Origin of the sequence: Bdellovibrio sp. HCB274 (assembly GCF_047306075.1) — a bacterium.
In the GTDB taxonomy this organism is placed as follows: Bacteria; Bdellovibrionota; Bdellovibrionia; order Bdellovibrionales; family Bdellovibrionaceae; genus Bdellovibrio.
In genome coordinates, this window is the sequence record NZ_CP178623.1 from 3,350,495 (window position 1) to 3,361,505 (window position 11,011).

Consider the following 11,011-nt stretch of genomic DNA (forward strand, 5'->3'; position numbering starts at 1 on the left):
ATAATTACTTTTGCTCTGCGTATTCAGCTTTGGCTTTGGAATAAGAATCAGAAATTGAATCCCAAGCTTTGCTCATGCCATCTTTCATGTGGCCCCAGGCTTTGCCGGAACTTTTCTTAAGCTGAGCCAGATCCTTGGACATGGTTGCTTGTTTTTTCTCAAGATTGTTGATTTGACCGTTCATCTCTTTTTTAGCATCGCCGGATTTTTCCGCAGCGGCTTTTTTAAGAGCGTTGATCTCGTTTTTCATTTCCGCAAGATTTGCTTCCATCTCTTTTTGGAAAGCGTCTTTTTGCTCTTTGGAGTAATTCATCGCCGAGGCAGCAGCGTCAGAAGTTTTTTGTTTTACCTCTTCAGTAGTCGTTGCAAATGCCGGCTGGAAAGAAGCAAGAACGATAAAAAGTGCGATAACAGATTTCATAGACGGTCTCCTTGTATTTCAAGGAGACCAGTTTACATGCCCTAGAGGCTCCAGTCCACAGGCTCTTTGCCTTTGGACTTCAGATACTCATTGGTTTTTGAGAAAGGCTTTGTTCCAAAAAAGCCGCGATGTGCCGACAGTGGCGACGGATGTACGGACTCGATCACAAAGTGTTTTTTGCGATCCACGAATGCCGCTTTCTTCTGGGCGTAAGCGCCCCACAAAATGAAAACCAGATTTTCGCGCTCTTCGTTCAAAATGTGGATAATCTTGTCGGTAAACTGTTCCCAGCCTTTTCCAGCATGTGCGGCCGCTTTGCCGTCTTCCACTGTTAAAACTGCATTCAACAACAACACTCCGTGCTCGGCCCATTTGGTCAAGGAACCGCTATTTGGAATTTCAATACCCATGTCACTTTTAAGTTCTTTAAAGATATTCAATAAAGAAGGAGGAAAACGCACACCTTCACGCACCGAAAAGCACAACCCATGAGCCTGGCCAGGGCCATGATAAGGATCTTGGCCCACGATGACGACTTTCACCTTATCAAGTGGCGTCAAATTCAAAGCTGCAAAATATTCATCACCTGGCGGGTAAATTGTTTTACCTGTTTCAGACTCCTTCGCCAAAAAAGCAGTTAGCTTTTTCATCGAGTCTTTTTCGAGTTCTTCCTGCAGTCTGTTTTTCCAGGTCGGGTCTAGCTTCATTTTGTTTTTGATATCAGATGTTTTTTCGATTTTAAATTCCGTCTCACAATGACACACGTCAATAGTCTAGGACTGCGATTCTAAATCAAACCTATTGGTTTTCAAATTATTTTTCATGCCGACACCATCTTGACCAGACAAATTTAAGCCCCATTGTTAAACTGATATTAGGAAAAGGAGGCCCGCCTATGTCGAACCTTCAAAATCCCACCATTCAACTTATTGAGGAAAACCCGGAAGTTAAGTCGTTTATCTATCAAATGATTAACGAGTTTGATGGCTTCGTGACTCCCGAAACAGTGGTTACAGTCGTGGCCCGAAATCCGAAAAAACTCGCGCTTCAGTATGAAACGGAAGGCAAGGAATTCAATCGTCGCGATTTGAGTAAATTGTTTCGCATTGCGATTGTACTCACCGAAGGTGATGCAAAGGTTGAGGCGGAAGGAGTCCATAGTGACATCTTTCTTGCGATCAAACTGGCAAAAGACAATCTCATGTTGAAGTTAGTTGAGATCCAAGACTCGGTTGTGAGTCATCAGGATCGCTTGGTTGAAATCAACCACTACTTACAGCCCCCTGTCCTGCACTAAGCTTTACACTCACTCCCTTCAGACGGAAGATCTCCTCTGAAGGGAGTTTTTTTATGTCCAATCAAAACATGTCTTACCGCAACATGGGTCGTTGTGGCCTAAAGCTCTCGACTTTTTCATTGGGAGGATGGACCACCTTCGGTGGCTCCGTAAAAGACTTCACCTCTATTCGCAGCATCCTTCATCACGCTTATGAATCCGGCGTGAACTTCTTTGATATCGCAGACGTTTACGCCAAAGGAGATGCAGAACGCATGATGGGAGGGGCACTTAAAGAACTTCCCCGCCATGAACTGGTCATTTCTTCGAAAGTATTTTGGCCGATGAGTGAAAACATCAATGATAGAGGTCTTTCACGAAAACATATTCTGGAATCTGTGAATAGAAGTCTGCAACGTATCGGCACAGAATATCTGGACATCTATTTTTGTCATCGCTACGACGAAGAAACCCCGGTTGAAGAAACTGTGCGCATCATGGATGACCTGATTCATCACGGCAAAATTCTTTATTGGGGCACCAGCGAATGGACAGCGGCACAGATTCAGGAAGCCATGGATATTTGTGATAAACGCGGTTACTACAAACCACAAGTGGAACAACCGCAGTACAGCCTTATCGCCCGGGAAAAATTTGAAACCAACGCGCAACCCAAAGCTCGCGAACACGGAATGGGATTGGTCACCTGGTCACCGCTGGCTTCGGGATTGCTGACCGGAAAATATGACGGAGGCATTAGCGAAGGCCGCCTTGCAAGAATGGAAAATCTGCGCGACACCCTGTACACCGAAAAAAATATCTCGCGGGTCAAAGAGATGAAGAAAATCTCCGACGCCCTGGAATGTTCGCGCACGCAGTTGGCTCTGGCTTGGGTGGCTGCCCAACCAGGAATGAGCAGTGTCATTTTAGGAGCCACTAACGTGGAGCAATTGCAGGAGAACCTGGGCGCCCTTAAGGTCAACATTACTCCGGAAGTCGACAAGGATTTGAAAAGTATTTTCCAATAACGAAGCTTGCGATGATCAGCAGACAGTCAGAGGAATTTTCAAGACAACTTTGGTTCCCCGAGGGTGCGTTGGCACGGCGGCTTCCTGAGAAGTGATAACGATACTACCGCCCATCATGGTGAGGTATTCTTTCACCAACGGCATACCGTAGCCGGTGCCTTTTTCGCCGTGGGTTCCAGAGCGAGTCGTTGCGGAATCCAGACTGAATATTTTCTTTAAAAGGTTTTCCGGCATACCTATGCCGTAATCCTGAATTTCAATGACTGCCATCGAGTCACTGGCATAAGCCCGCAGATCAATACGCTCCCCCGGCAGGGAGAATTTCACTGCGTTGTTAATCAGGTTAGCTAATACCACGTTACTAAGTATCGTTCTTTCACTGTTCACAACCATTTTATCACGGGTTAGATCCAGCGCGATCTTAATACCTTTTTGGGTTGCTATGCTTTCTGACTTTTCCATGACCTCGTTAAGAACGATGGCTATGGAGGTGGGATAAAGGGGCATCATGGCCTTACCGTCTTTAACTGATTTAAGATGACGGACCTGATTCAACAGATTGTTGATATCGTTCACGGCGCGCTCCATCTTGTCCAGTTCCAGTCCAGAAGACGTGGCCTGCTCCTGATCCTCGCGGGCTTTGATTAAATTATAAGTCATGGATGATAGAGTATTGGCTACGTCGTGCAACAGAACGCGCAAAAGATTTTCCACGTCCCAGTGTTTTTCCTGCAGCTTCTTCGTATACTTTTGTTCGCCTTTTAAATACAGGTGCGTCGTCATGCCGGCGAAAATCAGGAATGTGCAAACATTAAAACTTTTCTCGAAGTTATAGTCGCCATATTCCGCAATGACATTTACGCTACCGCCCTGGTATCGCAGAATCCAAAACCACACCATCGTGGAAAATACTATTCCATAACCAATGACGGCCCCTAAGGAATTCAACAACACACCCATTCCAAAAGGAACGACAGCCAACCAGAAAATCCCCGGTGCTTCCACTCCCCCTGACAGGTATAAAAGATAAACCAAAATTCCTGCCGCAAGAAAGCTGCAGGAAAGGGCCGCACCGGTATAACTCTTATAACGATAAAGAAAAACAGGCGGCAAAATCGCCGTTAGTATCCAGAGTGAAAACAGGCCAGGATTATATGTTGAAACGTGATATTCAAAATTGAATTTAAAAAGATAGACACTGGAAATAGTCAGACAGATGAAATAAATCATCTTCAGATAAAAGAGTCGCTTTTGATTAGCTTCCTCAGCTGTGAATTTAAACTCGAACATAGTGGCTATACATTCCAATTCTGTGTCTGTCATTTTATCGGCTTGAGAACAAATGAACGGTAGAGTACTACAAAGTTGTAATAAACAAACTCGACTTTGTTCCAGCAAATGAATTGCGTACTTTTGATCGATATATTTCGCCCACCGCTCCTTAGTCCCTATCGACTCATGTTTATTTACTGGAAATTGCAATCCCCCTATTCTGACATAAACAAAGGATTGTAATGACTGTCTCAAAAACCACCCTCGAATTCACCGAGCGCATGGCCGGCCATTTCGTGTCAAAACCGCTTGTTCTTTCAACCAGCAACCCGCTTAAAAAGGCGGACTTTGAAAGTCTGGAGGAGTCAGGCAGCCGTACTCCTTTTGAGTTCACTTTAACAATCAAAGTTTCCGACCTGGATGGGTTTATTGTAGATCCGCAACTGCAGGCCGAAGCCGTGGGGACGATCACCGACTTCACGATAGAAAAAGGTCTCTTCAATCTTTTCGTTCGTCCCGAAGCAAGCTCTGACAGGGACACAGCCAAGGAAATGCACTACACGCTTTTTCTAAGGGACAAACAAGGAATGCCTTGGACGTTCTTTGGTTTTAAAGAAGTGATCAAAGAGGATTCCTTCGAGATGTGGTCCCAAACCACAACATTGTACTACTACATTTGGGAAGGACACTCGGACTACAATCCTGGCCAAACCAAAAACGCCAGCGGCATTGGAATTTTACGCATCTCGGTCAGTGACTTTATCAAGCAACTGACAACTTTTAAAAGTAATGCAGCCTCGGCGCTCGAGGAACAAGAAGCCGTCGTTAAATTCCTAAATGTTTTCGCCAAAAATCTTTGGCAGTCATACGCGCCGTTTATTTTTACAACGACAACAGCCAGATGGAATGAACATTTCTATCCGATGAACACCACTCAAGGCGTGGCCATCGGAGAGAAAAATCTTTATCCATTAGATACGCCGGATGGTCTGACGGTATCTGTGCAACGCTTTAAAGCGAAAGAAACCAAGAACGTCGTCTTACTACTGCACGGACTCACGACATCCACGGACATGTTCATCATGCCCGAACACCAAAACTTTGTGAATTACCTTCACAGCAACGGCTTTACAGATGTGTGGTCTTTGGACTGGCGCGGAAGTGGTCGCTTTACTTACAATCTGGGACCCCATCGCTATAATCTGGATGATATTGCGAAGAATGATATTCCCACTGCCGTGGATTTCATTCGCAAACAATGCGGTGAGGACACCAAGATTCACGTGGTCTGCCACTGCGTGGGCTCCATTTCCTTTATGGCATCACTGGCGGCGGGACATGTGAATGGAATTACCAGCGTCGTTTCAAACAGCGTTTCGCTAACTCCGAAAGTTCGCTGGCAGGCATTTATTAAAATGCTCTTTGGCCCTGAACTTTTGGAATATGTTTTTGGTTACGCTTACGTCAGTCCCCGCATGGCATACTTTCCTGGGCCTGGATTCGGAAAGTGGCTGTACTGGATGGAACGCGGAATCCGTCATGAGTGTAAAGAGCCCGCTTGCCATCTGGTGAGCTTCATGTGGGGCTGGGGATATCCTGCAGCTTATGTTCATCGCAATATCCACCCAACGACACATCGTCGTCTAGTGGATCTATTCGGCGGAACCAGCTTCCATTACTACAGACACATACGAAAAATGCTTTTCGCAAAAGCTTCTGTGTCCTTTGATAAGTCGAAAAACTATCTGGATGAGTGTCAAAAAAGAGATCTGCCGCCAACGCTTCTTATTAGTGGCGCCGAAAATAATATTTTCCCGGGCTCTAACAAAATGACCTATGAGGCTTTGCAGAAAGGTAAAAACGCTTCTGCTGTCGAGTATTTTGAAGTTCCGGGCTATGGACATCAAGACACTTTCATGGGGCAATACGCGCACATTGAAGTTTTCCCGAAAATTCTGGCATTCCTGAACAGGCACAAGGTTTAACATGCAAATCGATTTTCATCTGGGAGTTACTTACGTATTAGCCCGCATGAGCGGCTTTACACCGTTTGAAGCAAACACGATCGCCAGCAGTTCGCAGTATGTCGATGATGCGGTAAATTCCGGAACTATTCTGTTTCAGAATCGTTCCGCCTATGAGTTTCGCGCAAGCGCCCACAAGATGCTCGACTATAGAAACTTTAAAGAGCTGGCAAATCACCACGTTTGGATTCCTTTTCATTTTATTCCCGGTAATGAAGTGCGCGACAACGGCGTCGACTCTTTAGCCCAAAAGCTGATTTGCCGTCCGAACAGCGTGATCGCCCAGGATGTGGTGAAAAGCTGCATTCAAAACTTTCATAAGTCTTTTGGTTATCACCTGTTAGGAGTCACCACCCACGCGTTTGTCGACACATGGGCGCATCAGGGTTTTGCCGGGATCACGCATGAAATCAATAAAGTGAGTGAGATCTATGACGGCGAAGGTGCATTAGACACCGGTATGATGAATTACCGTAAGAAATACTATCGCAGAAATCCATTCCGCAGATTTTATGACTGGATTCGTTCCTTTTTCGTTGGTGAATACAATCCTATCGGCCACGGCACAGTTCTGTCTTACCCGGATCTTCCTTATTTGCGTTGGAGCTATCAGGACTGGCAAGGACGCACAATTGAGAGAAACAATCCCGCTGACTATATGCTGGCGGTAAATCATGTTTTGGACTTTTACCGCAAAGTGCGTGAAGCCAACAATTTGCCAGTGGTAAAAATCTTTGATGAGGATCTTCGCAAAGTGCAGGAGTTGCTTGAAACCATCGACAATGAAGAAGGTGAAGAGCGTCTTATAAAATGGCGGGAATATATCCAGTGCGGAACTTTCCAGTTTGGAACAGATACCTGGAAGTACTCTCCGGAAGGTCCCGAGAGCTGGCTTGCGGAGGCATTTGAGGATTTTGAATTTAACGATGACTTTGAACTTAAGAACGTCCCGTACAAAGACGACTTTTTAAAATCCAACTGGAAATTGATGCACGACGCTTTGTTGTTCTATCGCTTTACCGTTTTGCATGACGTTTTACCTAAGTATCAAATCTGTGTCGCATAAGGAATAGCTTCTATGAAACTTGATTTTGACTATGTCGTGATTGGTTCTGGTTTCGGTGGTTCAGTTATGTCCTGCCGCCTGGTGGAAAAAGGATATAACGTCTGCCTGCTGGAACGCGGTCGCCAATGGAAGATGCACGAATTTCCCCGTCGTCCGAACGAAATTCAGGACAATATGTTCTGGGATCCCGAAGACGGAAAATACGGTTTGATGGAATTTCGCGACACACCTGACAGTGATGTTATGACGTTGACGGCAAGTGGACTGGGCGGTGGCAGTTTGATTTACGCCAACGTTCTGTATCGTATGCCCGAGGAATTCTTTGCCGGTTGGCCAGGTGGATTCACCCGACGGAAACTGGATCCATACTACGATAGAGTCACCACGATGATGGAGGCTCGCCCTTATCCATTCAATACCGATCCTTATTATCAGGACACCCCGAAAACAGCGGCGCTGAAAAAAGCTTCAGTACAGATGCAGCAAAATCCTGCGGCATTAACACCAGCAGAATTTCAGTTGCCTCCACTTGCGGTGCGATTTGAAGGTGAATTTCCGGGTCATCAAACTTTGAACTCCCACGGAGCTGTTCAGTCTAAGTGTAACAAATGTGGGGAATGCGATCTAGGTTGCAACATCCACGCAAAAAACACTTTGGACTTGAACTATATTTTCCGCGCGCGAAACCTAAAATCAGGTATGGGCCATCTGGATGTCAGAACCCAGGCCGAGGTCAGTAAAATTGAGCATCTGGGAGATCACTACAAAATCACTTTCCATGTTCCGCAATTTCCGTCGCAAGAAATTGTTTTAACGGCAAAAAAGGTTGTGCTCTCTGCTGGTTCAGTTGGTTCCACTTCACTGTTATTAAAAATGAAAAAAAGTGGAAGCCTGCCGAAACTAAATCGCTGGCTGGGTCAGAAATGGTGTGGCAATGGGGATCTTTTGGGAATGGTTTTAAATACCAACGATAATTTTGATCCTACCAATGGGCCGGTCATCACGGGCGCCATCAAATACTCTTTAAAGAATTATCCGGATGGTTTCCCCCATGGAATGTACCTGGAAGATGCGGGCTTCCCAAATATGATTGCCTGGTACGCCTCTGGAAAAGTTCCGCAGATCACGGGTATCACGGGGGCACTTTGCCTGATGGGAAGTACTTTGAAAAAGTTCTTCTGCAAGGTTCTGAGAATTAAAATCAAAACTGAAATCAACGTGGGCGATCAGTTCGCCTCGGCCTTGGATCGCGGCACGTTCACCCGCAAAGCCATGGTGCTTTTGGGAATGGGACGCGATCGTTCCGATGGTGTGGTCAGCCTTCAGGACGACGGCCAAACGGTGATCAACTGGGATATCAAAACCAGCGAGCTGCATTTTGATCGTATGCGCGAGGAAATGAAAAAGGTCGCAGAAAATCTGGGCGGCACTTTTATGGACAATCCGCTAACTCATTTGGATAAGGTCATTGCCGTACATCCCCTGGGCGGTTGCCCGATGGGTGACTCGGCGGAAACGGGTTTAGTAAATACTCACGGTGAGGTCTTTGGCTACGAGGGACTGTATGTGGTGGATGGAAGTATTCTGCCGACTTCAACGGGCACGAACCCTTCCCTGACGATTGCGGCCGTTGCCGAGTTTATCGCAGAACAGATTCCAGCCAAGAGCGCACATCAGGATTTAAAAACAGAACAAAGAACGACATAAAAAAAACCCGCTCAACTGAGCGGGTTTTTTCTTTACTGGTTTACTTCAAAAGCCAGAGGCAGATACTTGCTTGGCGGATTCGCTGAAGAGGTGTTTGCAGCTCTTCTTGCCGCATCCAATTTCACCAGGGTACCGATGATGTCCTGAAGCTTATCAAACGGTGCCAGGTTCGGTGGAAGGTTTTCTTTCAACTCCATGGTTAGAACCGGAGTATTGCGCTCCATCCACATGTATCTTCCCAAACTGCCCGGATAGTTCCCCAAAGATTTCCACGGAAGATAATCAAACTTCGGTGGCGGAGAAAACTTCGGACCATCGAAATCCAAAACTTTCAATGGCGTATGTACAGAGACGATAAAGTCAGGTTTGAAATCATCGATGTGATGAATCGCACATTTTGTTTCTGGTTCACTGCCGCCTTCTTTACCCGGGAAGCGACGAGGATTTTCTTTGGTGGATTTTTTCCAGGCCTCAACCGCGCCGACATCCCAATCTTTCGTTGGAAAGTTTCTGTTCACGTCAATTTTATTGGCGTTGGTACGAGTCTTATATTTAACGCCGTCAGGATTCATGACAGGCACGACTCTCCAGGAATTTCTTGGATCAATATTCTCCAGGCGTTCCATCCAATAACGTCCCACAGTACCCGCATGGGTTTCATCACCGTGGATCAGACTGATAACCAGAACACGTTTGGAACCCAACTCACTGGACATTTTGTCATAGTGATAAATAGGACGACCTTCAACGCTGACGCATTGAGGATCCATAACAACTTTACCGCAGGCTTTCTGCAATAATTTGTCATCCCACGCTCCAGGGAATTTTTTTAAATCATTCACACAGGTTTCTGAAAGATTAGTGAACTCTGCATGGGCAGCAGTTCCTGCGAGAATACATATTAAACTTGCTATGAGGTAACGAAGTGGCTTCATCATTTCTATCTATTATCCCATGTCTTTGAATTCTCTCAAGTTGAGAAAATGCCTTTTTTTGATCCAATCTGAGAATCGCTAGAAAATGACTAAAGTCTTATAGCCAAACGTCCGTAATGTAAAAGGTGTGATTTTTAGCACCCATTGTTGTGTTTTAGGAGGATGGTATGGTTAACAAAGGTAGTTTTAGTTTTGTCGCGATGTTGGTAATAAATCCCGTCGTGATACTCTTCTACCAAAACTGCTCGATGACGCCTATTAGTCACGCGCAAAACACTCCTCCGGCGACAGTATCACGCCAAATCGCATCCGAAGCGAAGCCTGAGCTTGCAAAGGCAGATTCACTCTGTGTTGAGACCAAAAAAGAGTGCCCTCGCAAAGAATAGTTTCCTGATTAATTAAATCAATTGAACCACTATTAAATGGCCCCAGCGGTAATTCTGCTGGGGCTTTCCAGTTTATTTTTGCGCAGCTTATAAAGCGAAAAACTGGACCATTTTCTTTTTGACTTACATATTTTTTACACTGTAAGTTCATATGTAAGTATGACAAAGAAATTGCCCCTCCCACCACTGACACCTAAAGAAAAATCGGTTCTCGAATACATCGAGGCCCACATCTTAAGTTCAGGTATTTCTCCGTCATATCAAGAAATTAAGGATCATTTTGGTCTAGCTTCGTTCAATTCGGTTCAGAATTATCTGAAACAATTAACGACCAAAGGCTATATCACCAACCCGGTGAACCAAAAAAGAGCCATCCAAGTGCTTCACTCAGCCTCTACGGTGCAGGAACACTTGCAAGCAAAAGTCTCGACGACGACGGGATCTCCTCGCACAAAGCTCCTCCAGGCACGTGATGAGATCCTGTCCCTTCCCCTTCTTGGGAAAGTGGCAGCGGGACAACCTATTGAAAACTTCAAACACGATGAGTTCGTTGATGTTCCTCCTTCCATGGTTCGCAATCCTTCCAAGTCTTTTGCGCTAAAAGTGCAGGGGGACTCGATGATTGAGGATGGAATCTTTGATGAGGATATCATTCTTGTGCAAGAGCAGAAGTCTGCAGGCAACGGGGATATCGTCGTTGCCACTGTCGACAACGAAGCGACGGTGAAACGTATTTATCTACGCTCTCGGCCTGATAGCGGCACCGCTGATAAGCAGGTTGAGCTGCGTCCATCAAATTCAACAATGAAGTCCATGTGGTACTCCCCTGAACAGGTCGAGATCCGTGGTATTGTTGTGGGTCTTATTCGTAAATTCTAATCTCAGAACAGAACATC

At 45.6% G+C, this 11,011-nt stretch carries 11 protein-coding genes; 7 read left to right on the top strand and 4 right to left on the bottom strand.

What is annotated here, in order from left to right; genetic code table 11:
- Positions 1 to 4: 4 nt before the first annotated feature.
- Together ACLWNV_RS16200 and ung are read right to left on the bottom strand one after the other, a co-directional pair.
- Positions 5 to 421: a hypothetical protein gene (locus ACLWNV_RS16200; RefSeq protein ID WP_413585481.1), complete on the bottom strand. Its 417-nt coding sequence runs from the start codon at positions 419 to 421 to the stop codon at positions 5 to 7.
- A gap of 41 nt (positions 422 to 462) precedes the next feature.
- The gene (gene ung / locus ACLWNV_RS16205; RefSeq protein WP_413585482.1) at positions 463 to 1,128 is read right to left on the bottom strand and encodes a uracil-DNA glycosylase; all 666 of its coding nucleotides are present in this window, start codon (positions 1,126 to 1,128) and stop codon (positions 463 to 465) included.
- Positions 1,129 to 1,316: 188 nt separating this feature from the next.
- Between ung and ACLWNV_RS16210 the strand changes: the two genes are divergently transcribed.
- Together ACLWNV_RS16210 and ACLWNV_RS16215 are read left to right on the top strand one after the other, a co-directional pair.
- Entirely contained in the window at positions 1,317 to 1,718 is a 402-nt protein-coding gene (locus ACLWNV_RS16210) for a hypothetical protein (protein ID WP_413585483.1), read from the top strand.
- Positions 1,719 to 1,771: 53 nt separating this feature from the next.
- Positions 1,772 to 2,725, top strand: coding sequence for an aldo/keto reductase family protein (locus tag ACLWNV_RS16215; protein WP_413585484.1), 954 nt, complete (start codon positions 1,772 to 1,774; stop codon positions 2,723 to 2,725).
- A gap of 15 nt (positions 2,726 to 2,740) precedes the next feature.
- On the opposite strand, the gene ACLWNV_RS16220 is transcribed toward ACLWNV_RS16215, so the two are convergent.
- Positions 2,741 to 4,048: a sensor histidine kinase gene (locus ACLWNV_RS16220; protein ID WP_413585485.1), complete on the bottom strand. Its 1,308-nt coding sequence runs from the start codon at positions 4,046 to 4,048 to the stop codon at positions 2,741 to 2,743.
- A gap of 191 nt (positions 4,049 to 4,239) precedes the next feature.
- On the opposite strand from ACLWNV_RS16220, the gene ACLWNV_RS16225 reads away from it, so the two are divergent.
- From ACLWNV_RS16225 to ACLWNV_RS16235, 3 genes are read left to right on the top strand one after another with little or no spacing between them, the layout of a single operon-like run.
- Positions 4,240 to 5,982: an alpha/beta hydrolase gene (locus tag ACLWNV_RS16225; RefSeq protein WP_413585486.1), complete on the top strand. Its 1,743-nt coding sequence runs from the start codon at positions 4,240 to 4,242 to the stop codon at positions 5,980 to 5,982.
- Position 5,983: 1 nt separating this feature from the next.
- On the top strand, positions 5,984 to 7,087 hold the full coding sequence (locus tag ACLWNV_RS16230) for a DUF6765 family protein (protein ID WP_413585487.1): 1,104 nt from the start codon (positions 5,984 to 5,986) through the stop codon (positions 7,085 to 7,087).
- Between the two features lie 12 nt (positions 7,088 to 7,099).
- Complete coding sequence (locus ACLWNV_RS16235; protein ID WP_413585488.1) at positions 7,100 to 8,794, top strand: GMC oxidoreductase; 1,695 nt, start codon at positions 7,100 to 7,102, stop codon at positions 8,792 to 8,794.
- A 32-nt stretch (positions 8,795 to 8,826) separates the two neighbouring features.
- On the opposite strand, the gene ACLWNV_RS16240 is transcribed toward ACLWNV_RS16235, so the two are convergent.
- Positions 8,827 to 9,732, bottom strand: a complete 906-nt coding sequence (locus tag ACLWNV_RS16240; protein WP_413585490.1) for a DUF2817 domain-containing protein — start codon at positions 9,730 to 9,732, stop codon at positions 8,827 to 8,829.
- A 164-nt stretch (positions 9,733 to 9,896) separates the two neighbouring features.
- Here ACLWNV_RS16240 and ACLWNV_RS16245 point away from each other — a divergent pair, with 164 nt between their 5' ends.
- Positions 9,897 to 10,115, top strand: a complete 219-nt coding sequence (locus ACLWNV_RS16245; protein WP_413585491.1) for a hypothetical protein — start codon at positions 9,897 to 9,899, stop codon at positions 10,113 to 10,115.
- Positions 10,116 to 10,274: 159 nt separating this feature from the next.
- Positions 10,275 to 10,994 (top strand): transcriptional repressor LexA, encoded by a 720-nt coding sequence (gene lexA, locus ACLWNV_RS16250; protein WP_413585492.1) that lies wholly within the window; start codon positions 10,275 to 10,277, stop codon positions 10,992 to 10,994.
- Positions 10,995 to 11,011 lie beyond the last annotated feature (17 nt).